The organism is Nostoc sp. JL31 (assembly GCF_017114965.1).
GTDB lineage: Bacteria > Cyanobacteriota > Cyanobacteriia > Cyanobacteriales > Nostocaceae > Nostoc > Nostoc punctiforme_A.
This window is the reverse complement of the sequence record NZ_JABXKO010000068.1, coordinates 20,109-45,095: the sequence shown is the minus strand read 5'-3', so window position 1 is coordinate 45,095 and position 24,987 is coordinate 20,109. Positions and strand designations below refer to the sequence as shown.

The following is a 24,987-nucleotide window of genomic DNA, read 5'->3' as shown; positions in this document are numbered from 1 at the left end:
TACGCCCAGTTATTAACTATGAGTTATCCATCAAAACTCTACCTGTACAGTTGGAAGATTGTTCTTTTGATAACGCTTGTTGGTATTTCTTTGCCAGCGTTGTCAGAAAACAAAGAACTGAATAATGATGAACCACAAATTCTTCAGACTGAGATTAGCGATCGCGATCTGAAAATTATTGAGCAGTTAGTTGCGATCGCCCAGCGTCAGTCTTCGCAGGTACAGGAGGCAAAAGCCGCTATGGGATGGAGTGCTTTCACCGATGTTTTGAGTGTTGAATTTTCACCATCTCAAACCAAGACCAACTACAACTTGCCCGATGTAACATCCGAAAATCAACGTAGTTTTGCGATCGCAATGACAATTGACCCGATTAAACTTTTGAATATAATTCAGCAATTACCGATAAGAAAAACTCGGTGGCATGAAGTTAAACAGCAAAAACGGGTAGCAGTTGTACAATACTACCTTGCTTACTTACAAGCCCGTCAAGCTACGAAAATAGCCGCTTATCAAATGCAACAGCTTGCCCTTGCGGGAGCAAAAACTGAGCGGATTGCTAGCGTGAATTCCCAAGTAACTTTACCCGATCGAGTTAGTCTAATGGCAAATCCTGAATATGTTGCAGCGGCAACGCAGATGCTAAATACAAACGTACGTGATCGCTTGGCATTAGAAGAACTAGCAGCTTGTGTTGGCTTATCTTCACAAGCAACAATTAAACTGCTTGAAGCCAGTAATTTGAACAATGAGTAGATCAGTTCCCTCACCAGCCAGAGGATTGTTGTCATCCCTAACATTTGCCATTGCGGGTTTAATTGTGGGATTAATTGCTCCCCATATTGCCCGTCAATTAGTAGGTGGAAATCATCAAGGTTTGATTCCAGTAGCGGTAATCACAGGAGCAATGATTGTGGTTTTATCTGATTTTATCGGCAGAATTATTTTTGCTCATATCGAAATTACTTGCGTAATTTTTACCATGATTGGTGCCCCATATTGTGTTTATTTACTAATTCAAAATCTGTGAAACAAAAGCTAGTTTAGTATACTTAATACTAAGTAATTAAAAATTCTAATTTAGGTGTAGCATTAATAAAAGCGAATAGTGTGATATGTCATGTCCAGGTAATTAGTTATGATTCCCATAGTCCTTGCACTCTACACGCCAGTTGCTCATGCCATAACCGCGCTGCGCTGGCTCCCCTTAATCCCCTACCTACGGGAAGGGAAACAAAGCGCTGCCTTAGCGGGGTTGGGTTCTTTGGGTTTAATTCAGTAATCAAGCGGACATGATATTACATACTTACAAAATTATCAAAATATTCTCTAAAATTTAATTATGTCAATGTCATTATTGAGCGACAATCAACATTACCAAATGTCAGCGAAGAATTTGACTTTGGGTTATGATAATATAACTATTATTAAGCATTTAGATTTAGATATACCACCAGGAAAAATAACTGCTTTAGTTGGTGCAAATGGCTCTGGAAAATCTAGTTTATTAAGGGGTTTAGCAAGATTATTAAAACCTCGTATTGGCACAATTTATTTAGATACAATAGATGTATTTAAGCTGTCAACAAAAGATGTTGCTAAAAAGTTAGGAATTCTTACCCAAGGCCCCGTTGCGCCAGAAGGATTAACCGTTCGAGATTTGGTAGCTTGTGGAAGGTTTCCTTATCAAAGTTGGTTGCAGCAGTGGACAAAAGAAGATGAAAGATTAGTAGAATTAGCATTAGAAATTACTGGGATTAAATACTTGGCAGAACGCGAGTTAGATACTCTTTCTGGTGGACAGCGACAACGTGCTTGGATTGCAATGGCATTAGCTCAAGATACGGATATTTTATTGTTAGATGAACCAACTACTTTTTTAGATTTGGCGCACCAAATAGAAGTTTTAGATTTATTGTATGATTTGAACCAAAACCAGGGACGAACGATTGTCATGGTGTTACATGATTTGAATCACGCCTGTCGTTATGCTGATTATTTGGTAGCGGTGAAAGAAGGTCAAATTTTTGCTGTGGGCGAACCTAATTTGGTGATCACTGAGAAGATGGTAAGGGAGGTGTTTGGATTGGAATGTCAGGTTATCCCAGACCCAGTTTCAGGTACACCGATGTGTATACCAGTAGGAAGAAAGGGGAGAAAATAGAAACAAATAAAAACCTTACATGGCACAATACAGTTCAGTTAAGCATTTCTTCCTTATCGTCTTGCAGAGTAGGAAATAATTTTTCTGACTAGCAGCGATTAAAAAACATCTCGCAGATATGCAATGCTCTCTTCTGAAATTAAATTGCTATATTTATTGCAGATATCTAATACAGTGGAGAGCGATCGCTATTTTGATATGGATTGTGAATATCTCTAAGATATTACAGCGGTTTTCCAGTAATTGAACTACACCACTCCCTAGTTCCCGTCTCAGTTATGGTCTAAAATCATTTTCTTGTAATCAACCCCCTAGATTGCTCCACTAGGCGAATAAACTCACCCCGATAGCCCTCCTGGTCTTCTCCCTTGCCTTGAGTTGCCAATTTCATCACCAAGTCATAACTAGCATCTCCCTTATACTCAGAGTCACGCAGCACCATCCCAAAGGTAGCTACCGCAGCGGCAAATCTCAGGTTTGTGGAGGGTATCTGGTCGGCTCTCAAATCATTATCTTGGATGGTTTGAGTAATTAGTTGACTGGTGCTGTCCTGGGGCAACTTATAGCGCAGTTTCACCTGCATCAACTCATTACCAGCAGCATTCGAGACAGTTTCACCAGAACGCTGATACCGCAAAGGGTCTATCTCTGGGAGTTTCACATCGCTTTTTGTGCCAGTGGGAATTATTTCATAAAGCGCTGTCACAGAATGACCAGCCCCAATATCCCCTGCATCTTTCTTGTCGTCATTAAAATCCTGGTTTTGCAGCAGGCGGTTTTCGTAACCAATCAAGCGATATGCCTGAACTTTCGCCGGATTAAATTCCACCTGAATTTTCACATCCTTGGCAATAGTAAACAGAGTTCCCCTGAGATCGTTAACTAAAACTTTTTTGGCTTCCAATAGGGTATCGATGTAAGCGTAGTTGCCGTTACCCTTATCAGCCAGTTGTTCCATTTTTCCGTCCTTATAATTGCCGGTGCCAAATCCCAACACCGTCAGAAAAATTCCCTGCTCTCGCTTTTGTTCAATTAATCGTGTCAGTTCGCCATCACTGGAAACCCCGACATTAAAATCTCCATCGGTAGCTAAAATTACTCTGTTATTACCAGACTTGAGGAAGCTTTCTTTGGCTATCTTGTAAGCTAATTCAATACCCTGACCGCCAGCAGTGGAGCCTCCAGCCTTTAAGCGGTCAATCGCCGCCAAAATTGTTGATTTCTGACTACCAGCAGTGGCAGGTAACACCAATCCAGCATTCCCAGCATAGACTACCAAACTTACCCGGTCTTCAGGACGCAGTTGATTCACCAACAATTTGAGCGACTGTTGCACCAAAGGTAATTTATTCGGGTCATCCATAGAACCGGAGACATCAATCAGAAATACTAAGTTGCTGGGTGGTAAGGTTTTGCTTTCTAGGCGTTTACCTTGCAAACCCACCTGTACGAGCTTGTGTTGAGAATTCCAGGGAGCAGCAGCAACTTCAGTGGTGACGGAAAAAGGGCGATCGCCTTTTGGTTGGGGATAATTGTAGGTAAAATAGTTGATTAATTCCTCAATTCGCACTGCATCCTTGGGTGGTAATTCCCCTTGAGTAATAAACCGTCGCACGTTGCTGTAAGATGCTGTATCTACATCAATGGAAAAGGTGGAAAGAGGATCGTTACCGACGCGATGAAAGGGATTATCTTCAATCCGGTTGTAGTTTTCTGTATTGAATCTGCTACCTATTTGTGGTTCCGGGGCAACCCTTCCAATACTGGCACGAGTTTGGAGTTTAGGCATATTCGCACGGTTAGCAACTTGATCCTGCACAGATGAGCCAGACGGAATACTAAGGGGTAGGGCTGTAGGTAAAGGTTGAGTCTTTCGGGTAGATTCAGTTTGAGTCCGTTCTCTGGTAGTCTGAGCCGGAGTGATGGGACTACGAGCTTCCAATTCATCTATCGGACTTTTTAGGGTTGCTAACTCCGGTGCAAATTCTGACTGCAAGCGTTGCAGAATTTTCATATCTGCTGGGGTAACTATCTTGGGATCAGTCGCTATTAGCTCATTGCTCCGATTCACACAGGCATTCAAGACTGTAGCAAACTCAGTCCGGGTTACAGGAAGAGTGCCAAAATTTTGGACGGGGACGACACAACTATACTGTTGCACCAATGCCTGGAGTGCTTGGTAGTCAGGGTGATTGGGTAGAATGGAAGTTTTTGGAGTAGAACTGGCAGGAGTCTGATTGGCTGGAACTGCAACCGTCACAGACTGACGTAAAACGGCAATTCCGACTGACGGTATCAATAAAAACAATATTCCAATACTGACTCGCTGCCACATTTTGGATGGAATCGGGTAAGACATGGCTAAATCCTCACACTAAATTTTTTCTGTCACATTTGAGTATTTACTCAGAATAGTCTTAAGCAGCTTGGGATTTGATAACCGTTTCAGTTTTGGTAACTGTAACTTATACAACACGAACTATTCCCGTCTAGCATTAGGGAATATAACAGTATTTCTTGGTATCGGCTAATAATCTGAGTTAAGTAAATTACTCAGTTGCTTCACTCCAGATACTCATTTACAACATCACCAGCCAGCAAAAGGGCACAATATCAAAAGTTTTTAACAGGATTACGGAATTGCGATAACATCCCTTGAAGTCATAATCATCGGAACACAAACTGACTGCGTTCACGGAACTTTTTGCTTTACCAACTCCAAGCAAGAAATCTTAAAATACCCAAATAATTCAAAGACGTTATTAAGGAGATAAATTAACATGAGCGAGAATAATAACCCACAAACCAAAACCAAAAAACAACCTCCTAATACAATAGGAAAACCACCTAAGACTGAGTTTATTAACTCCGATCAACAGCCCACAAGACCAGAATTATCAGATAAATAATTCCTTTGACCACAACACTTTATTTATAACTCAATACCTTGGTTGAAGGGCTATTAGTGTAGATAATTGGTGTTTTTAGACGCGATTTATCGCGTCTCTACATGAGGGTTTTGGGGTGATCTGAACTGTATTGAGTTATAACTATAAAAAGAATTCTAGTGTCGGAGAGAATAAGAAACTAGAACTCTAACGGAAATATTCACTTGCTGCTAAATTTTGGGAACCATTGGTTCCCATTTCATTTTTAATCCCATCGCTTATTAATTCATTGATTTGATAAGGGTAAGCAAATGGTGAAACAAGTTCTGCCTGACTGCGACTCAAATGAAAGCGTACCGTGATGGCGATTTTCTACAATTCGGCGAACGGTTTCTAAACCAAGTCCTGAACCATGCCCCACTGATTTGGTGGTGAAGAAAGGTTCAAAAATGCGGGTTTTAATTTCAGGTGAAATTCCACTGCCAGAATCGATGATGTCAATATGGGCATAGCGATCGCAATGATGTGTTGTAATTTCTAGCAGTCCTTTACCATCCATTGCATCAATGGCGTTGTCAATTAAGTTCGTCCACACCTGATTCAGTTCGCTGCCATAGGCAAGGATTTTTGGAAGACTTCGATCGTAATTGCGTTGCACTTGGACACCGCATTTGAGTTTATGAGCAAACAATCGCAAGGTATCTTCTAAGCCTTGATGTATATCTACTTCTTGCTGAGTGCCTTGATCTAGGTAAGAATAAGACTTCATCGCTTGCACAAGTTCGGAAATCCTCTCAGATCCTCGCAAACCATGTTTAATCATTGACATAACTTCAAAGGAAAGCGCTAGCCAGTGCAATCCCATTTCTCGCAATTCTGTGTCGTCGTTGCGCCAACGTTCCATAAGTTGGTCTAGGGTTTCAACCTCAACACCACCTTCCGCTAAAGGTTCTGCTAATTTCCATGCTTGGTTTACACCATAGTCTTCTAACCATTCCAGCAATATGTCTTCGCGATCGCTTAGTGTCACCGGATCTAGGCGATTATTCAAAATCGCATCATAGCCTAGATCGCGTACTCTCAACCAATGTTGAGTATGGGCTTCCTCAACATTGCGTTGCCCATAAACTAAGTTCATTCGTTGTAACTCTAAGATGGCGGCTGGCATTTCTTTTAAAGTCCGAACGAGAGCTGCGGCTGGGTTGTTGAGTTCATGAGCTAGACCGGCAGCAAGTGTCCCTAAAGCTGCCATCTTTTCCCGCCCACGAATGAAAGACTCTAGCCCCCGGACACGACGTTGCATAATGCGGAAGACCATCCGCTCAAAATCACGACATTCATGCAGCAGTTTACGAAAGTCTTCTCCCTGCATTTCATAGATATGGCAATTTGTAAATGCCCGCATTGTCACAGGTGCAGGTTCGTCTGTGAGTACTGGAATTTCACCAAAAAAGGATGGGGCTTCGTGTTGCCCGATGGGAATTGCAACTCCTTCACTGCGGCGGGTGATGTTGATTTTACCTTTGACTAAGATAAATAAGCGACATCCAGGGTCTCCCTCATGAGACAACACTTCTCCGGCAGAAAGTTCAACTGTGTGAGCGCGATCGCAAACCCACTGCAATCGCTCTTTGGGAAGTTGTTGAAATGGGTCTAAGTTGATTAATTCCTCAACACATAACATCAATTAACCTCCTTGAGGGGGCAGGGGGCAGGGGGGCAGGGGATAAGAAAGTAGGGTTATACCGCTGTGTTTGTCTATGGAGAATTTTGGTTTAAATAGTTGAAGAAGGCTTTAGTCTCAGTTTATCAGAATGCGCAAAAAACCCGATCTGTATATACGGTGGGGATGGATAGCGGTCTGATCGGTCAAAATTTATTAAACCCAGCAGAACGACGATAAAGTAACCAGATAAACAGGGGTGAACCCAGCAAGGCAGTGACGGAACCTACTGGTAGTTCTACTGCTCCTAGTCTTGAGAGTAAATCTGCAAAAGTGAGTAACCATGCACCTGCAAGGGCGGAAAGTGGTAAAACAAACCGATGATCTGTACCAACAATGAGGCGGACACCGTGAGGGACAACAAGACCGACAAATCCAACCAAGCCACTGATGCTGACTGCACCTGCGGCTAATAGAGTGGCGACACCACCAATTAATAGGCGCGATCGCGTCAACGAAAGCCCTAAACTCACAGCCAAATCATCTCCCAAAGCCAGTATGTTTAGCGATCGCGCCAGCAAGCATCCGCCGATCAATGCAACGATGATATAAGGGCCAGTTGTAGCAATTTCTTGCCAACCCCGCCCATTAAGACTACCAACCAGGAAACTGAGCGCAATTTGAATTTGCCCATCTTCAGCTAAAAGCAGCAATGTACTTTGTACAGCACCAAATAAAGAACTCACCGCTACTCCGCCTAAAATCAAGCGCTCAACAGAAATTCCCGACCCCGAACGACCGAGTAAAATAACGATCGCAGCAGTTAACATTGCTCCCATCCATGCTGCTAAAGGAATTGCGATCGGGAATATTTGGCACACAATCATCAGAATTACAAGCAGTCCTGCACCTGCTGAAATGCCCAAAATAAATGGATCGGCAAGACTATTACGTAACATTCCTTGCAGCAACGCTCCTGACATTCCCAAAGCTGCGCCGACAACGATCGCAGCCGTAATCCGCGGGAGACGTAAATCCCAGAGAATTGTCTGTTTAACCGGATCGCCTTTGTGGAGAATAGCTTGCCAAAATTCCGACATATTTAAAGGTACTGCTCCTTGAGAAAGCGACAGCGCTAGCGTTACTACCAGTGCTGTACCAAGGAGTAAAACAGCCCAAAATACGCGGTGTTCAGTAAAAATTTTCTGAAATGGTCTAGTCAAATTTAGATATGTATTTTTTTTAAATATAATCCGTCCCAAACAAAGCTGCATTTAAAGATAGCTTCTCTTCGATGAGGGAGCGGAGGAGTAAAAATTTACCGCTCAGAAGATGGAAGTTGAGCCTCAGAAGGTGGAAGTTGAGCCTCAGAAGGTGGAAATTGAGCCTCAGAAGGTGGAAGTTGACCTTCAGAAGGTGGAAGTTGACCTTCAGAAGGTGGAAATATGAGCCTCAGAAGGTGGAAGTTGACCTTCAGAAGGTGAACGTTGACCCTCAGAAGCTCAATTTTTAAGTTTTAACAAAGTTTGGGGTTTAAATCCCCTGCTTCTATCAAGCAGCCCGAATTGAAGCCTAAATCTAAATCCCCGACACAAAACGTAATTGCGTTCGCGCAGCGTCTCGTAGAGAGGAACGAGCGTCATTGCGAATTGCGAATTGCGAATTTGCCCTGTGCCCCTACGTTAGTTCTAGTCCACCTTGATAGCCAGTGACAATGCGACCACCATCCTTGAGGATGTGGATTTCTATCTGGTCGCTAGCCCAAGTAATCTGGTCTTGGAAAGCTGGGTTTAACACCCGAACCCGTTGATTGCTAGAAGAGACTGGAGAATTGGGAGAATTAATTGCCAGAGATTGTACAAAAGGCCCGTCAATCAAAATATCGAGTTGTTCTAACAATGCTTGGGAACCTGGCGGTGCAGATTGGGACTGTAGCTGCTTAAGAGTGAACCCACTAAAAGACATTACATTTAAACCAGCAGCTTTTACCTTCCGAGCTAAAGACGCTAGTGCCGTTGCTTGCCAAAAGGGTTCTCCACCAGAGAATGTTACACCCGTGTTGTGGGGATTGCTGAGAATATTTTCGGCAAGCTGATCAACAGCAATCAATTGGTTAGCCTCAAAAGACCAGGAGCTAGTATTAAAGCAGCCAGGACACTCACGCAGACAACCTTGTACCCAGACGACCGCACGACAACCAGGACCATTAACTTCTGACTGATCGACGTAACCCATTATATTGAGATAGCCTGGGGGAATTTCCATGAGTGCTAGCGATGGGTCAGTTGGCTTAATTTCCATCTCTTTAACTCCTTTTAGCCGTTAACTGTTAAATATAGCGAATCTCCACTTATATAACCGTGACAATAGTTATATAAGGAGGGATTTAATTAATGACTAATCTCTCAAAAACTTTTGGGGGTTTGGAAAAGTCCGCTTTAACTTACTAGACTGAACCAGCATCTTTTTACTGATGCTCAGGGTAGGACAAGGCACTGAGTTTGTGATTAAGATTCCCCTGATCCTGGATAAGCCAGCATAATTCGTAATTGATAAGTAGTAATTACGAATTACGAATTACGAATTACGAATTAGCTAAATACCTCCACTTCTTCAGGAACCTTCATTTGGTCGAGAATTCCCCAAATTTCCTGTAACATCGGGTCTAACCCGGTGCGAGTAACCGCCGAAATCACAAAAACCGGGGCGTAGGAGAGATGATTAAGTTGGGTGGCTAACGCCTCCAAATCGACAGTTTCCCGATCGACTGCATCAATTTTATTCAGCGCCAAAATTTGCGGACGTTCTGCTAAACCCCGTCCATAAGCTTGTAATTCTTCCTTAATTGTGTTGTAGTCTCTAACCACATCATCACTAGTGGCATCAATCAAGTGAAGTAGCACCCGCGTGCGCTCGATGTGGCGCAAGAAATCATGTCCCAACCCAGCCCCATGAGCTGCTCCCTCAATTAGTCCGGGAATGTCGGCGAAAACAGTACCATCGCCAGTAGGTTTCCGCACTACACCCAAATTTGGGATCAGGGTAGTAAAAGGGTAGTCTGCGATTTTTGGACGTGCCGCTGATAAAGATGAAATTAAAGTGGATTTACCAGCATTTGGTAAGCCAATAATCCCGACTTCTGCCAAAAGTTTTAACTCTAGGCGCAGCTGCTTTATTTCCCCTGGTAATCCTGGGAGAGCATATTCTGGGGCGCGGTTACGGTTACTCAAGAAATGCTGATTTCCCAGTCCGCCTTTACCACCTTGGGCAATCAGCAAAGTCTGCTTAGGCTCAGTTAAATCTCCTAGCAGTTCGCCGGTTTCAGCATCATAAATGGTTGTACCGCAGGGAACTTCGATGATCAAATCCTTTCCTCCTGCTCCGGTGCAGTTACTTGGGCCACCACGAGTACCTTTTTCGGCCTGAAAGCGATGGTTGTATCTGAAGTCCAACAAAGTTTGTAAGTTTTCATCGGCAACGAAAAATACCGAACCACCTCTTCCCCCATTACCACCGGAGGGGCCACCAGTCGGCACGTACTTCTCTCGCCGGAAGGCGACAATACCATCGCCGCCCTTACCAGCTTCAACTTCAATTTTTGCTTGATCGATAAATTGCATCTTTCTAAAGTCCTGTTAGCGGATAGCTAAGGTTTAATCTGTGCTGAATTATGAGTTGCGAGTTATATGGGAGTTATAAATTATAAGTTTTAAAATCTCATTTCTCACTACTTTACTTGTAACTCACACTTCCTACTCTCCTGCCCCTTTTGCTCAAGATATGGGAATATTATAAAGTTGTAGCTAACCGCCTACGTAGAGGTTTAAAGTGGATACCATTGCAATTCCTGCTCTAAATCGGCCAGTGGATGCCACAGTAGAAATTCCCGGTTCTAAAAGTCTTACCAATCGGGCATTGCTTGTCGCTGCTTTGGCGCAAGGTGACTCCATTTTAGAAAATGCCTTATTTAGTGAAGACAGCGAGTATTTTGCCAAATGTTTAGAGCAACTGAGTATTCCCATAACCCTGAACCCTAATCTAGCTCAGATTCAGATTGCAGGAAGGGGAGGCGAGATTCCAGCTAAACAGGCAGATTTATTTGTAGGTTTATCAGGTACTACAGCACGGTTTATCTCGGCGCTGGTGGCACTGGGTAATGGCGAATATCGGCTAGATGGCGTTTCCCGGATGCGAGAACGACCAATGGGTGACATGCTGACGGTGCTACAAACAGGTGGAGCAACTGTTAACTTTGAGGGAAACTCCGGGTTTATGCCCTACACCCTCTATAGTCGGCAATTTGCTGGCGGAAATTTTAGCTTGAAAGCCAACCAAACAAGTCAGCAACTTTCGGCATTGCTGATGATTGCGCCTTACGCTCAACAGGATACGATTTTTGAGGTTGAGGGTACGTTGGTTTCTCAGTCTTACATCAAAATGACCTGTCGTCTGATGGCAGATTTTGGGGTGGAGGTGATTCAAATCGGCGATAATCAATTTCAGATTAAAGCAGGTCAACGTTACCAAGCTCGGCATTACACAGTAGAACCCGATGCGTCAAATGCTTCTTACTTTTTTGCCGCCGCCGCTGTCACGGGTGGACGGGTGCGGGTAAAACATTTGACCAAACAATCCTGTCAGGGTGATATTCTGTGGCTGGATGTTTTAGAACAGATGGGTTGCCAAATTAAGGATTCGGATGATTACACCGAAGTGACGGGGCCGAAGCAATTGCAAGGCATCGACATTGATATGAATGATATATCGGATCTAGTGCAAACATTAGGAGCGATCGCGCCCTTTGCCAGTTCACCCATTACCATTCGGAACGTGGAACATATTCGCTATAAGGAAACTGACCGAATTAAAGCTGTTGTCACAGAGTTACGTCGGCTAGGAGTTGAAGTTGAAGAATTTGCAGATAGACTGAAAATTCAACCTGGCCCCATTACCCCGGCGGCAATTGAAACCTATCACGATCATCGAATGGCGATGGCTTTTGCTGTCACTGGCTTGAAGGTTCCAGGGATTGTAATTAAAGATCCTGGTTGTACAGCAAAGACTTTTCCAGATTACTTTACCCGATTCTTCCAAATGCTCGAACAATAACAGCTATTTTCGCTAAAGGACAATAATTTAGTTAAAACGGCAAATACAGCAGTTTTCAAGTAGATGAAGTACAAAGTGCAAGACTCATGTAGCAGACATCAAAAATTTCTGCCTCCTGCCTCAAAACCCGTAGCTTTGTACTTTATGTAAAAGAAAACTGCTGTATATTAATCGCCAGCTGTTAAAAGACATTACTTTTTAAGTGCCAGAGTTAAGCCATCTGCGATCGCTACTACACTAAGACTAACTCGCTGGTCTTGATGCAGTTTTTGATTAAAGGCACGAATTCTTTTTGTTCTATTATCTTGCACTTCGGGGTCGGCAACCCTGCCTGACCAGAGAACATTATCGATCGCAATCAATCCCCCCGGACGCACTAATTGCAGCGATCGCTCATAATAGCCATCATAGTTGCTCTTATCTGCATCGATGAAGGCAAAATCAAAAGTTTCTGCTTCCTTTGTTGCCAGTAGCCAATCCAAAGTCTGCAAAGCTGGGGCAATATGCAGTTGAATTTTATCTGCCACTCCTGCTTGTTGCCAATAACGCCGAGCGATCATTGTAAATTCTTCACTAATATCACAGGCTATTACCTTACCGTCCCTCGGTAACGCCAATGCCACCACCAGGGAACTATAACCTGTAAATACCCCAATTTCCAAAGTTTTTTTAGCTCCCAACAATTGCACTAGTAAAGCCAAAAACTGCCCTTGTTCGGGAGCAATTTGCATTCTCCCGATTGGATACTGGGCTGTTTCCTGTCTCAGTTGGGTTAAAATTTCTGGTTCTCGGAGAGAGACTGACAGTAAATATTCATAGAGGTTTTGTTCGAGTCCTAGTGTTTTAGTTGTCATGGGCATTGGGCATGGAGAATAGCGAATGAGTCTTTTATACTCGTGGACGAGTCTTTGATACTCGCGGACGAGTCTTTGATACTCGTGGATGATTTTTTTAAAGCCAAAATTATATTTCAATGCAACTCAGCATGATGAGCAAAGCGATCGCTGAGGATATTTTAAATCATGCCAAACCTTAAAGAAGATGATAACGCCGTGCGTGAGGTGTTGATTCAAGCAAAAACCATCGCTGTTGTGGGTCACTCTAATAAACGCCATCGCACTAGTTATCAAATCGCCCAATTCTTGCGGCAGACAGGCTATACAGTCTATGCCGTCAACCCGCTAATTAAAGACATTGACGGTCAACCCACTTATCCTGCACTCCAGGAATTACCCGAACCCGTCGATATTGTTAACGTATTTCGTCGTTCTGAGTACTTGCCAGAAATTGTAAATGAAGCAATTTCTATCAATGCAAAAACTGTATGGACACAACTGGGTATCTGGCATCAACCATCAGTACAAAAAGCTATAGATGCAGGACTCAATGTGGTTATGGATGCTTGTATTAAAATTGAATATCTGCGGCTGAGGTAGGTTCAACGGGGATATTTAGTTTTGCATCCATAATTTTATGCTTACAGATAACTATAACAATCATGTAGATTGTAATTATTATGCAAAAAGCGATCGCACAAACATTTTATGTGTAGAGATATTGCATACCAAGTCTTTGTTTGAGTTACTTGCTTAAACCCTTCTAGAATAAAAACTATTGTAGGTAATTTTATTACTAAATTTGTTTTTATTGTGGGAGGTTATGATGAGCCGTCCAATAATTCTTGGTATTGTCGGCGATAGCGCGGCTGGTAAAACAACACTAACGCGAGGAATCGCTCAGGTACTCGGCCCAGAAAATGTCACGCTAATTTGTACAGATGATTATCACCGTTACGATCGCCAACAACGTGCAGAGATTGGCATCACTGCCCTTCATCCCGACTGCAATCACTTAGATATTATGCAGCAACATCTGTCGCTGCTACGCACAGGACAACCAATTCTCAAACCAGTTTACAGCCATAAAACCGGCACATTCGAGGCACCCCAGTATATCAAGCCGAATAAATTCGTGATTATTGAGGGATTACTCGGTTATTCTACCCGTGCTGCTCGTGATTCCTACGATGTTAAAGTTTACCTAGCACCCCCGGAAGAACTACGCACTAAGTGGAAAGTCAAGCGGGATACGCAAAAGCGCGGCTACACTGCTGAACAGGTAATAGCGGAACTAGAAAAGCGCGAACCAGACTCAGCACAATTTATTCGTCCGCAGCGGCAATGGTCTGATATAGTCATTAGTTTTTATCCACCCACCGGGGAAGATGATGAAACCAATGGACATTTAAATGTACGTTTGGTACTACGTCCGACAATTCCCCACCCAGATTTTACCCAGATTATTAACCCTGGCTATGGTAATTCTGACTCAGCGATCCGCCTGGGGTTAGACAGGGATATGAGTAAGCCTGTAGATGTCTTAGAAGTTGATGGTCATGCAACCTTAGACCAGGTGAATAAGCTAGAGCATATTATTTGTTCTGATATGCCCCATTTACGAAGTATTTGCGATCGCGAAAGTAATCCAGAACTGGGTAAAATTGCTGGTACAACTGGAGAAACACTGCAAAGTTATCCTCTGGCTCTGACTCAGTTGATTATTACCTACCACATGCTGAAAGCAACGCAAATTTATCAGTAATTAGCAAAAATGAAGGGGTTTAAATGGTTTGCGATCGCTTACTGGCAGTTAAGCTTGGACTAAGTAATACAATTGTTTTGTTATGCTGAGGATTTAACTTAGCTGTGTTCTTCCAAGCCGGACAAGCTCTTGATGTGCCTCAACAACCTTTCCAGCGAGTTCATGCAATTCATCTACCACACGCCAGAACTGCTCAGGTTGTTCTTTCTCCCATTCAGGAGGAACAGTATTAAACCCAACTCTATGTGTTGGATAAGTATTGTAAGCAACATAAATTGTGTACTGTTCAATCAAGTTAAACAATTCTTTTCGCTTCGACTCTAAAACTGGGTCTATGAACTCATGTTCTGCATCTGCCCACTTAAATGAGAAGTTATGGAGTTGATCAAGACGGTTAACTTGAAAGGAGAATCCAGCCATATTAGCTTCTTTGATAAAACGAATACTACCGTTTGAAGGAAGTTCCTCAAGAAAACGTTGGAATAATTCTTGATCTAGCTCTTTTCCTGGTAACTTTGTTTGACTTATCTCAACTGATGATTTTTGATAAATGCTTGGAGGGAAAAGATTCATATTACTCTTTTTTTTTAGAACTGGTGTTAGTTCTTCTGGTATTCCATCTAACTCAATTGCATTTTGACCAAATTCAAAGGCATCTTCAATTACTCTTCCCGCCCCGATAGCATCATAAAATCCAGTTGCAAAGCTAATTGCAGCTTTATCACCAATAGCCTGCTTCATACCAATGACATAGTTGATATGCTGGCTTATTGCTTCAGCTTGAAACTCTGAGTAGCAAGCATTTAAGATTACACATTCTATTTGAGTAGAGAAAAGCTTGAACAACTTGGCTAACGGCTCTGCCTTTACTAGATGGGGACAACCAACTACATCTTCGAGCAAGATTCCATCTTCACCTGCTCCATGCCCACAGAAATGTAATAAACGTGGTCTTTCATCCAATAAAGCACGTCGCAAATCTTCAGTTCGCACTGCTAATCGCTTTTCCAACACAAACTGATCACGGTTTTTGGAGCGTCGTAATCCTTCAGCAATTTCTCTCATCTCCTGATCCAATCTTAGAGCAGGTGTGGTCTTAGGATTTGCAGCCAGAATTACAATCTTTTGAGTCATTGTATTAATCAAGCATATAAGCAGTTGTAACCATAGTTTACTTTAGATAACCTTACAAGGGTTTCACGTTAAATTGACACTTATGATGAATGAGACTTTCCTAGCTTTAGCAAAGGCGATGATCATAGTTTGATCCAACCCCTTGCCACTAATAGCCTTTATTCCATTGAGAGTAAGACATACATAAATAGAGAAAATTTCCTAAAATTAAAGATTTTCTCAAATAAAGATGATTTTGAGAGCAAACGAGGGATAACTAAGGATAGTTCTATGTGTGGTGCTATTTTCTTAGTTTAATATGACCTATTGCCTCAGAATTGCCGACCTACCTACAAATGAGCGTCCGCGTGAGCGATTAATGACGCATGGTGCAAAAATTTTAGCCACAGCCGAGTTAATCGCAATTCTTCTAGGCACTGGTCAAGGTCCAGGAAAACTATCTGCTGTGGGTTTGGGGCAATATATCTTGAGCGAATTAGCCAAACACCAACGCGATCCTTTGGTAGTTCTGCGAGAAGTTAGCCCTGCTGAGTTGATGCAAATTTCTGGTGTTGGCCCGGCGAAGGCGACAAGTATCTTAGCAGCAATTGAATTGGGTAAACGCGCCTTTCAATCTCGGCCCAACGATGGCACATTGATTGATAGCCCACTTGCTGCTGCTGCTACCCTCAGTCAAGATTTGATGTGGCAGGTACAAGAACGTTTTGCAGTAGTGCTGTTAGATGTCAAGAATCGCTTATTGGGTACGCAAGTAATTACCATTGGCACTGCAACCGAAACCCTAGCCTCTCCCCGTGATATTTTTCGAGAAGTTATTCGTCAAGGCGCAACGCGGGTAATAGTTGCCCACAACCATCCTTCTGGGAACCTTGAACCCAGCCAGGAAGATATAGAATTGACACGTCAGTTATTATTAGGGGCGCAGCTTTTGGGCATTCCGGTACTAGATCATCTGATTTTGGGTAATGGCAATCATCAGAGTTTACGAGAACTGACAACCTTGTGGGATGAGCATCCACAAGGGGATTAGCAGGGGAGCAGGGGAGGCAAGAGGTGAGAACTTGCAACAAGTCTTTCCCCTTGTCCCCAATTCTCCTTGTCCCCAAGTCGTCTTCCCCCTGCCTTAATTATTTACGCCGACCTTACTTATTACTTACTTTCCTGCATATTTCTGACTAGTTTAGTTACTAGCTTTCTGGGAGTAAATCTTACAGATTCAGCGAGTAGCTTATTTTTAATTCCAGGAACAACAACAGTTTTGTTTTCAAATAGACCGCGATAACCGATTTCGGCTACTGTTTCCGCAGTCATAATTTTTCGACCGCTTACCAACTTTGAGTCTTCCATTGCCGCTCTTTGTTGAAAACCAGATTCGGTAGGCCCTGGACAAAGCGCTGTCACCGAGACACCTGTACCTTCTAACTCATTAGCGATCGCTTCTGAGAATGATAAGACATAGGCTTTACTAGCGTAGTATACTGCCATCAGTGGCCCTGCTTGAAAAGCAGCAGTGGAGGCCAAGTTTAATATTTTTCCAGATCCCCGTTTAACCATACCTTTGAGAAATAACTTGGTTAAATGTGTCAAACATAAAACATTAACCTGTAGCAATTGCATTTCAGCATTCAGGTCAATTTCGTTAAATAATCCGTAAGTAGCAAACCCGGCATTGTTCACCAACACATCAATATTGATCGATGCTTGTTCTAGCTCCGTGAAAATTTCTTCTGGGGCTGATGGGTTAGATAAATCCTTGGAAATAACTTTGACATCAATGCCAAATTTCTTTTTAAATTCATCGGCGATTTTATTCAGCTTTTCCAGACTTCTAGCCACCAACACAAGATTGTAACCATCTTGAGCAAATAATTTCACGAATTCATAACCGATGCCGCCAGATGCACCAGTAATAAGAGCCGTTTGTTTGCGATTATTCTGCATAATTTTCCTCTATTAACAGCTTGAAATAAATAGACATCTCGTAAAAATAACTATGTGTTAATCCAGAAACCTTATATAGACATAGGCTGCATCTCCCATTCCTTTTCGCTCATGTCTCTTATAAATCATTAGTTATTAGTCATTATTAACCTAACGTTCTTTAAGCTTGATTATTCTCTCTCCAGAATAATTAAAAATTGCTAAGTAAACATAACTAATCACTGACTACACAACAAGCAATTATTTATTTCCATTGGGAAATTTCCAAGCGAACTGCCGCATTTGTTCCTAAGAATTTTTGCCCACGTTCAGGTAAATAAACATACGCAACATATATACCTGGACTGGATTCGGAAGTCGGATTTAACTTTATTGCTGGCTCTTTTTCTTCAGAATTCCAACTGTATTTAGCCTCATAACTGCTATTTGATTCGGCAACATCAGTAATTAGATAGTCAGACCACAAAGGTACTTGGTCGAGATGACTGTCACGTAACCAATTTGTCTCTTGTTTTGTGAATGAATGTAGTGCTAAACGCAGAGCATATCTACATATATTATCATCACTAGCTGAGTTTCTTGGGATTAAGAAAGCTGTAAATAGCGGAACAGGTTTATCTGTTCGGGTTAACTCTTGTGTAATTGGGCAATAATGAGCGATCGCCTGCTCATATATAGGAATAGGAAGACTACGCAAAGCTACCCTAGTTTCCAGTTGATAAAAATTCTTGTCCAGGTCTTTTAACTCAATATTGCTCAGAGAGAGTTTCACCTGAATATCACCAAACAAAAATCGTTGCAGGTTTTGATAGCCTTCTTCGGAGTTTAATATGCCATAACGTCCACCATGAGAGCGATGAACATAAGCACGATGAGATCCCACGATATAAGCTTTATCGATCTGAACTAGACCATCGCTTTTGACTCCTACAAACTTGCGTGAAAAACCAAAACCTTCTTCATAATCATGTGCATTAGTGCCGATCAAAGAAAAGACGCGGTTTGGTGGAAATGCATCCTCTATGCTTTGTAGTTTTTCTAGCTGAAAGTCATCGGGTAATTCAGTTGTTGGCTTTATACCAGGTGTTAAATACTGATACATCCGTTGAGGGCCAAAGTCATCAGAATTATTCAATTGAAACTTGTCCCTCAGATTTTCTAGCAAGCCACTCCCTACTTCAAAATAAATGCCGCCATGAGGTGTAGCGTAGGTAAAGAATTTGTCAATGTGATCGGCAGCTTGCTCGCCTTGTTCTGGATAAATCTTTTGAATCAAGCTGCGACAAACAAGGCCACCCATTGAGTGAGCAACCAGATAAATTTTGTCAGCACCCGTCGTTTCTTTGACATTCTGGATCAAGTCTCTTAAACCCTTAGCTATTTCCTCCATTTCCTGTCGAACTACACTTGAGGAGCCAAAGCTAGGTGTAGATATATCATAAAATCGATAGATCCAAATAGTTTGATGAAGTTGATCGGACAATCTTTTAATCTGATTGCTCACATTCTGATTGTCAACAATCGGTTGATAACCATGATCGGTCATTAGCCGCAGCAATGGACTCTCGAAAAAAAACTTCTGGGGATTTTCCTTCTCATCCACTCGAATATGGGTTGAACCACTATTGAATCCATAAAAGGGATCGTTGACTGTTTGCTCAACGTCTTTTTGTGTACCTGCATATCCACGAACGAAGACGATTGGTAAATACTGCATATATATCCTTGCTATTTAATCAATATTTTTTCTCGCTCCCAGGTTAAATCTGGGAACGAGTGCAGAATATCAAAACAAGTTGTCTTAGTACAACATTTTATTAATTCGTAGCGAATTCTCTGCGTTTAAAACACTACGATTTTACACGGGAGCTGTACTTAGAAAGTTTTCACGAACTCAATTAGGGCTTTCTTATCTTCATCTGGGAGATTTGAGCCAAAATAATGACCCTCATCTTCTACAAAGTCAGGAGATTTGTTGGCTCTTAAAAGTACACGTGCCAACTTACCCTTAATTCCACCCTCCGGTTTCAAGTCTTGAAAAAGGCTGCCGAGATTGAGAGATGTAATCGCCTCTCTCATATTGATGCTTGCCAGCAAATTCACAGGTGTACCTTTAGGAACAGGAAGTTTAAATCTTGGATTCGGATCTCCTGGGGGAAGCTCTAATTTAGTATCTCGATCTGTCCTGCTGATAATTCCCTCCCGCTTTTCAGGCCACAGAAGCTTTTCCATCGCATCCGTATAGGCTTCTATACGTCCTTTTACTGAAGGATCTTCGTTGTAAAGTCCTAGTGTATTGTTGTGAAGAAGTGGTGCTGTTGCCCAAATGCTCACTAGTGAAGGTGTACGGTAATAACCCAAACCGCCATCAGGTATCTTAAATTCGATGGGTTTTTTCTCATCGAAGGGGTTGTACAGCGTCAAAGTACCTGGTGATGGCAGTTCTTTGAACGTCTTCGACGAGAACTGATCCCAAATATGCCCCTTAGCGGCATTTGTCCCTAGCGATCGCGCCGCATTCGTACCAATTAGTGTCACTGGATAACGTTGGTCATCAGACAAGAAGTTGTGGTCGAGAAAATTACTACTGAGTACAGATTCTTCGTACCATTTTTGAGCCTGTTCGGGGTCAGCAGCGATCGCAGCCGGTGGCTTTTTGCTGGAATGGCAACTAGCACAAGTGCTGGCAAAAACCAGCTTCCCACGTTTGAGAACTTCTTCATCTTTAGTCAAGAACTGTTCGCCACCTGGTGCATCTTTCAGGTGCATCGGCTGGATGGTTTTCAAGAATGCTTCGGCATCAGCCATACGTGCTTCTGTCTGTCTCCAACCTTCACACTCCTTCCGCGCCTTTTCGATGTCAAAAGGTTTTTGGGGAGTTCTGCCTAATAAAGGCTCATGAAGACTTGTCCAGTAATCGCCGCACATCCCAATGTTGACGTAGACGCGTAGTGAGGCATTTGCCACTCCTGTAGAGTCCGCACCATCCTTGAGAATATGATTAACATCCTTGGTTGAACCATCGTTCATTACCTCTGGATATGTGGGGCGATCGCCTAAATTAAAAATTGCATTAATCGCATTCGGATTATTGATGTGATCGGTGGCAATCCGAGAAGTATCAGAAGTTCCAGGTTTTTGAGAATCGAGTACTTGTTTAACAAAACTATTTTCTCCAACGCTGGATGCAAATAATTTATTTTCCTTAATGTACTGATTACCCAATGCTGCCACCAGGTTTTCCCATTTTGGATGTTCCTTGTCTTTGGGTGGATTGAGGGGATCTAACGCTACGTGACAGATGGCGCAGGACTGGCCAATTACGTATGGAGGCTCAATTTGTGAGTTTTTGGCATATTCAACAGGATTCCATTTTGTCGAGTCGAAGTTGGGGTTGGGGAACTTACGCAACCCAATAACGCCAGTTGAGAGCGGATCTTTACATTTATCTAGGAGCAATCCGTATTCATCTGGTGCTGTCGCTTTTTCACATCCAGGATCGTTAATTGCACCATAACGTTGCAATCGCTCGTCATGCATACGCGAGTCAATCAGCTTTAGCAGATCAACACCGCCATGTGTTCGCTTCGCTAAATCGCGATAGTACTTAGAATTACCGCCAGTCCATAAGTACCAAGTGCAACGACCCCGTTTCTCGGCATCTGTCAAATTCTCCTTTGTGTACTCTGGGAGATAACCGATACCCTCGCAGTTCTCAGGGTATTCAGATGCACCAGTATCCGAATACTTACTACTTATGGGCGCAGGTGTTTCACTATACTCATCGGCTAGAGCTGTAGGCGTTCCATAAAAGCCGCAGACTATAAACATAGTCGCGAATAGGAGGAGCAGACAGCCCTTAAAAATTAGACTTGTCTTTTTCATAAAACTCTCTGGTCATAACACCTAAACCTTTCCCACTGCACCTCACGTTTGCAGAGGTACACTAATGCTTCATCACCAATTTCCCATTTTCCAGATTTAGTCTTGGGATATTTTGATGATGAATGTACCCAACTGAGGTTCGTTATATATGAAGTTACTACACAAATTTGTAAAACGTCATCAATAAACTTTTATACATTTATAAATCAAAAATTTAAAAAATTGTAAAATTCCAATGGTGTTCAATAATCAATTTGCTATGGTTATATCCGTTCCCTACGTGCCTGGTTAAGTTTGTAACAAATTGTTAGCAGCCACTTTCAAGGTTGGCTTAACCTTTTAAAACACACAAAAGACGAGAATTGTCACTTTTTTTTAAGAATTGCTCTGTAAATACCGTAGGTTTACAAACTGCAAAAGTCTTTATATAACTGTAAAAACCAATAAGGATAAATATCCATGCTGAAACTTGGTAAGTAAATCTAAGTAACAAAAACTTAATACTTAGCACTCGCATCCGAAAACCTCCACTGTAGATTTGTAGACATAAAAAATTGCCCTCCCAGAGACGCTAGAAATAATAGTTCTCTGGCGAGACTGTTAGTGCTACGAATAATTTTGACACCTAATTTTATTGCCGAAACAATAGATAAAGACAGAGAAACACATGGAAAACGATATTATATTTGAGCCATTGAGATTCCGTAATCTCACAGTAAAAAATCGGATATTTCGCTCTAGTATTTCTGGCAGATGGGATAACTATGATGGTTCAGGTACTCAAGCCCGAATCAACTGGGAAGAAAAGTTTGCTCGTGGTGGTGTAGGAGCGATTATTAGTTCCTTTGTCCCAGTCGCCATCCGGGGAAGAATTATGCCCAATTACGCCACCATTAACTGTGATGAGCGTATTCCTTTTTGGCGAAAAGTAGGAGAAAGAGTCCACGAATATGACTGTAAATTTATTTTGCAATTAAGTCATTCGGGGCGACAGCAAGATATTGGTGGTGTAGAAAACTTAGGAAAAAAAGCCTTAAGTTCCACTAGCCAAACAGAGCCATTCCACGGCTTTTTGTGCCAAGCGATGACACTAACAGAGATTAAAGAAACAATCCAATATTTTGCCGATGGTGCTAGACGTGCCCGTGAAGCAGGTTTGGACGGAGTGGAATTGCACAGTGCTAATGGATATCTTTTTAATCAATTTCTCAGTTCTGGAATTAACGACCGTCGAGATGAATATGGTGGTTCATTAGAGAATCGAGCGCGGTTTTTGCTAGATGTAATTAGAGCAATTCGTAAAGAAGTAGGCAACGACTTTCATCTGCAATTCAAAATTAGTGCCGTTGACTATAACAACGCCGTTACCTTTTGGGAAAAACCAGGTAATACCATAGAAGATTCCATCCAAGTTTGTAAATGGGCAGAAGAAGCTGGGGCTGATGCCGTCCATGTGTCAACTGGTAGCTTATTTCCTCACCCACTCAATCCCATTGGTGATTTTAATTTTGATGTAATTACTAGAACTTATGATGCCATGTTATCGAGTGGCGTCGAAACCACACGTAACTACATTTTATTTCGTAAAGCATTTTTGCATCCAATTTTCAATTTTTTATGGAATCGTGTGAAAAAGCAATTGCCTCCTCAAGCATTTAGTGGTGATGATGTAAAAGACCCGAAAATCAAACAGCTACTAATAGAGAACCAAGGCAGAAACTTACTAGATTCCAGAGAAATTAAAAAGCACGTTAATATTCCCGTATTATGTACAGGTGGTTTACAGCAAGCTTCTTATATTCGTCAGGCTATTAGCGATCGCTATTGTGATGGGGTGACAATGGCTCGTACCCTAATTGCTAATAATGACCTAGTTAAATCTTTTCAAGCAGGTAAAGACCTAGCAGATAAACCCTGTACCTATTGCAATAAATGTCTGCTGAATGTAATTGAAAATCCCTTGGGTTGTTACGAGCAGGATCGCTTCAATAGTTATGAAGAGATGATGGAAGAAGTAATGTCAGTCTTTCATGAAACTCAGTTTGCAAATTTATCATCTAGATAAAAAAGCGATGCGGATCACATCGACAATTTCGCTTACAAATAATCTCGACAATATGGGGAGTGTTTCATGACTGAACAAACAAACCCTACCCTACTCCCAACCTCAATCAAGGGAATCTTCCAGCGGATTTGGGTTGTAATTGTAGGTATTGTAGCAATAGCAGTATTTTTCCTTTGGCCTATTTTGTCCAACTCCCCAGTGGATTATGCTAATATTGAAAACCATTTTAAATATGGTTCAATCGGCAGCGAACCGGTCAATGGCATTCCTTACTGGATTTGGAAAGTTTTACCAGAATTATTCCCAGATAAATTACCTGGAAAAGGTTACACTTCTCTGGGATTTATCAAAGAAGCTGACAAAGATTTGCCTATAGGTTTTTCGCAACGGCGAGTCTTTATCGATCGAGTTGGGTTGAATTGTGCTGTATGTCATACAGGAACGCTGCGAAATACCCCCAATAGCGAACATCAAGTCATCACAACAATGCCTGCTAATGTGGTTAATTTGCAGGGATATATCAAATTCTTATCAGCAGTTGGTGTAGATGAGCGCTTTACTGCTAACCGAATGTTGCCAGAAATTGAAAAAATCAGTGGTGGTCTTAATCCCATTGAAAAATTACTTTATCGCTTCATTGCAATTCCTCAAACTAGAGATGCACTAATTAATCAGGCATCTCGACTTAATTTCGTTGAAAAACAACCAGATTGGGGCCCAGGAAGAGTAGATACTTTTAATCCTTATAAAGCAATTCAATTCCATTTCCCAATGGATAAATTGCGTGAGGATGAATTGATTGGTACTTCTGATTTCCCCTCAGTTTGGAATCAAAAGCCCCGTGAGGGATTGCAGTTACATTGGGATGGTAATAACACTTCTGTTGATGAACGAAATAAGAGTGCGGCTTTAGGCGCTGGAGTCACACCCACAACAATTGATTTACCTAGAATTCAGAGAGTTGCTGATTGGTTGTGGGAACTACCACCACCAAAATATCCCTACGAAGTTAACGAAACTATCGCAGCGAAGGGAGAACAGCTTTTTCAAAGCAATTGTGCTAGTTGTCACGCTTTTGGTGGTGCATATACAGGCAAAGTTGTCCCAATTCAAGAAATTGGTACAGACCCTCATCGTCTCGACTCATATACCTACAAAACGATGTCTAACCAAAATACTCTGTATACAGGGTATCCGTGGCGCTTTAAGAATTTCCGTAAGACTAATGGCTATGCAAATATGCCCCTTGATGGTGTTTGGTTACGTGGCCCTTATTTGCACAATGGCTCAGTTCCCACCTTACGGGATTTACTAGAAACACCAGAAAATAGACCTAAAGAATTCTATCGTGGCTACGATGTAATTGACAGAGCAAAAGTTGGTTTTGTATCTGATGTCGCTGTAGAAAACGGTAAGCAATACTTTAAGTTCGATACCACAAAACCTGGAAATAGTAACAGTGGTCATTTATATGGTACCGATCTTCCTACAGAAGATAAAAATGCACTAGTTGAGTACATGAAAAAGCTTTAAAAGG

Annotated in this window: 21 protein-coding genes; 11 read left to right on the top strand and 10 right to left on the bottom strand. The window is 42.1% G+C overall.

Annotated features, from left to right (window positions below; all coding sequences use genetic code 11):
* Nucleotides 1-18: 18 nt before the first annotated feature.
* The 4 genes from HWQ43_RS15915 (at nucleotide 19) to HWQ43_RS15900 (ending at nucleotide 2,164) form a co-directional block, all read left to right on the top strand.
* A complete protein-coding gene (locus HWQ43_RS15915) occupies nucleotides 19-756 on the top strand; it encodes a hypothetical protein (RefSeq protein WP_292735478.1) in 738 nt (245 codons plus the stop codon).
* A gap of 25 nt (nucleotides 757-781) precedes the next feature.
* Nucleotides 782-1,030, top strand: a complete 249-nt coding sequence (locus HWQ43_RS15910; protein WP_366932838.1) for an iron chelate uptake ABC transporter family permease subunit — start codon at nucleotides 782-784, stop codon at nucleotides 1,028-1,030.
* 108 nt (nucleotides 1,031-1,138) lie between these two features.
* Nucleotides 1,139-1,282: a hypothetical protein gene (locus tag HWQ43_RS15905; protein ID WP_292735475.1), complete on the top strand. Its 144-nt coding sequence runs from the start codon at nucleotides 1,139-1,141 to the stop codon at nucleotides 1,280-1,282.
* Between the two features lie 60 nt (nucleotides 1,283-1,342).
* Nucleotides 1,343-2,164 carry an ABC transporter ATP-binding protein gene (locus HWQ43_RS15900; protein ID WP_292735472.1) on the top strand — a complete coding sequence of 274 codons (822 nt, stop codon included), beginning with the start codon at nucleotides 1,343-1,345 and terminating at the stop codon, nucleotides 2,162-2,164.
* A 289-nt stretch (nucleotides 2,165-2,453) separates the two neighbouring features.
* On the opposite strand, the gene HWQ43_RS15895 is transcribed toward HWQ43_RS15900, so the two are convergent.
* Complete coding sequence (locus HWQ43_RS15895) at nucleotides 2,454-4,523, bottom strand: VWA domain-containing protein (protein ID WP_292735470.1); 2,070 nt, start codon at nucleotides 4,521-4,523, stop codon at nucleotides 2,454-2,456.
* 421 nt (nucleotides 4,524-4,944) lie between these two features.
* Here HWQ43_RS15895 and HWQ43_RS15890 point away from each other — a divergent pair, with 421 nt between their 5' ends.
* Nucleotides 4,945-5,073, top strand: a complete 129-nt coding sequence (locus HWQ43_RS15890) for a hypothetical protein (protein WP_292735468.1) — start codon at nucleotides 4,945-4,947, stop codon at nucleotides 5,071-5,073.
* Nucleotides 5,074-5,338: 265 nt separating this feature from the next.
* On the opposite strand, the gene HWQ43_RS15885 is transcribed toward HWQ43_RS15890, so the two are convergent.
* From HWQ43_RS15885 to obgE, 4 genes are all read right to left on the bottom strand, one after another.
* Nucleotides 5,339-6,736, bottom strand: a complete 1,398-nt coding sequence (locus HWQ43_RS15885; protein WP_292735465.1) for an ATP-binding protein — start codon at nucleotides 6,734-6,736, stop codon at nucleotides 5,339-5,341.
* Between the two features lie 185 nt (nucleotides 6,737-6,921).
* Entirely contained in the window at nucleotides 6,922-7,989 is a 1,068-nt protein-coding gene (locus tag HWQ43_RS15880) for an iron ABC transporter permease (RefSeq protein ID WP_292735462.1), read from the bottom strand.
* A gap of 403 nt (nucleotides 7,990-8,392) precedes the next feature.
* Nucleotides 8,393-9,016, bottom strand: coding sequence for a 4Fe-4S single cluster domain-containing protein (locus HWQ43_RS15875; RefSeq protein WP_292735459.1), 624 nt, complete (start codon nucleotides 9,014-9,016; stop codon nucleotides 8,393-8,395).
* A gap of 290 nt (nucleotides 9,017-9,306) precedes the next feature.
* The gene (gene obgE / locus HWQ43_RS15870) at nucleotides 9,307-10,335 is read right to left on the bottom strand and encodes a GTPase ObgE (RefSeq protein WP_292735456.1); all 1,029 of its coding nucleotides are present in this window, start codon (nucleotides 10,333-10,335) and stop codon (nucleotides 9,307-9,309) included.
* Nucleotides 10,336-10,543: 208 nt separating this feature from the next.
* On the opposite strand from obgE, the gene aroA reads away from it, so the two are divergent.
* Complete coding sequence (gene aroA, locus HWQ43_RS15865) at nucleotides 10,544-11,824, top strand: 3-phosphoshikimate 1-carboxyvinyltransferase (RefSeq protein WP_292735453.1); 1,281 nt, start codon at nucleotides 10,544-10,546, stop codon at nucleotides 11,822-11,824.
* A gap of 191 nt (nucleotides 11,825-12,015) precedes the next feature.
* Here aroA and HWQ43_RS15860 read toward each other — a convergent pair whose 3' ends face one another.
* The gene (locus tag HWQ43_RS15860; RefSeq protein ID WP_292735947.1) at nucleotides 12,016-12,678 is read right to left on the bottom strand and encodes a class I SAM-dependent methyltransferase; all 663 of its coding nucleotides are present in this window, start codon (nucleotides 12,676-12,678) and stop codon (nucleotides 12,016-12,018) included.
* 168 nt (nucleotides 12,679-12,846) lie between these two features.
* Here HWQ43_RS15860 and HWQ43_RS15855 point away from each other — a divergent pair, with 168 nt between their 5' ends.
* Complete coding sequence (locus HWQ43_RS15855; protein WP_292735450.1) at nucleotides 12,847-13,260, top strand: CoA-binding protein; 414 nt, start codon at nucleotides 12,847-12,849, stop codon at nucleotides 13,258-13,260.
* A gap of 226 nt (nucleotides 13,261-13,486) precedes the next feature.
* Nucleotides 13,487-14,425: a phosphoribulokinase gene (locus HWQ43_RS15850; protein WP_292735944.1), complete on the top strand. Its 939-nt coding sequence runs from the start codon at nucleotides 13,487-13,489 to the stop codon at nucleotides 14,423-14,425.
* A gap of 93 nt (nucleotides 14,426-14,518) precedes the next feature.
* Here HWQ43_RS15850 and HWQ43_RS15845 read toward each other — a convergent pair whose 3' ends face one another.
* Nucleotides 14,519-15,559, bottom strand: coding sequence for a CHAT domain-containing protein (locus tag HWQ43_RS15845; protein WP_292735447.1), 1,041 nt, complete (start codon nucleotides 15,557-15,559; stop codon nucleotides 14,519-14,521).
* Nucleotides 15,560-15,857: 298 nt separating this feature from the next.
* Here HWQ43_RS15845 and radC point away from each other — a divergent pair, with 298 nt between their 5' ends.
* On the top strand, nucleotides 15,858-16,589 hold the full coding sequence (radC, locus tag HWQ43_RS15840) for a DNA repair protein RadC (protein ID WP_292735444.1): 732 nt from the start codon (nucleotides 15,858-15,860) through the stop codon (nucleotides 16,587-16,589).
* 119 nt (nucleotides 16,590-16,708) lie between these two features.
* On the opposite strand, the gene HWQ43_RS15835 is transcribed toward radC, so the two are convergent.
* The 3 genes from HWQ43_RS15835 to HWQ43_RS15825 all read right to left on the bottom strand — a co-directional run bounded on the left by HWQ43_RS15835 (nucleotide 16,709) and on the right by HWQ43_RS15825 (nucleotide 21,331).
* Nucleotides 16,709-17,500: an SDR family oxidoreductase gene (locus HWQ43_RS15835; protein WP_292735441.1), complete on the bottom strand. Its 792-nt coding sequence runs from the start codon at nucleotides 17,498-17,500 to the stop codon at nucleotides 16,709-16,711.
* Between the two features lie 244 nt (nucleotides 17,501-17,744).
* On the bottom strand, nucleotides 17,745-19,217 hold the full coding sequence (locus HWQ43_RS15830) for an alpha/beta hydrolase (RefSeq protein ID WP_292735438.1): 1,473 nt from the start codon (nucleotides 19,215-19,217) through the stop codon (nucleotides 17,745-17,747).
* A 158-nt stretch (nucleotides 19,218-19,375) separates the two neighbouring features.
* Nucleotides 19,376-21,331, bottom strand: a complete 1,956-nt coding sequence (locus HWQ43_RS15825) for a hypothetical protein (RefSeq protein ID WP_292735436.1) — start codon at nucleotides 21,329-21,331, stop codon at nucleotides 19,376-19,378.
* Nucleotides 21,332-22,052: 721 nt separating this feature from the next.
* Between HWQ43_RS15825 and HWQ43_RS15820 the strand changes: the two genes are divergently transcribed.
* Together HWQ43_RS15820 and HWQ43_RS15815 are read left to right on the top strand one after the other, a co-directional pair.
* A complete protein-coding gene (locus HWQ43_RS15820) occupies nucleotides 22,053-23,450 on the top strand; it encodes an NADH:flavin oxidoreductase (RefSeq protein WP_292735433.1) in 1,398 nt (465 codons plus the stop codon).
* Between the two features lie 66 nt (nucleotides 23,451-23,516).
* Nucleotides 23,517-24,983 carry a cytochrome c gene (locus tag HWQ43_RS15815; RefSeq protein ID WP_292735430.1) on the top strand — a complete coding sequence of 489 codons (1,467 nt, stop codon included), beginning with the start codon at nucleotides 23,517-23,519 and terminating at the stop codon, nucleotides 24,981-24,983.
* Nucleotides 24,984-24,987: the final 4 nt, after the last annotated feature.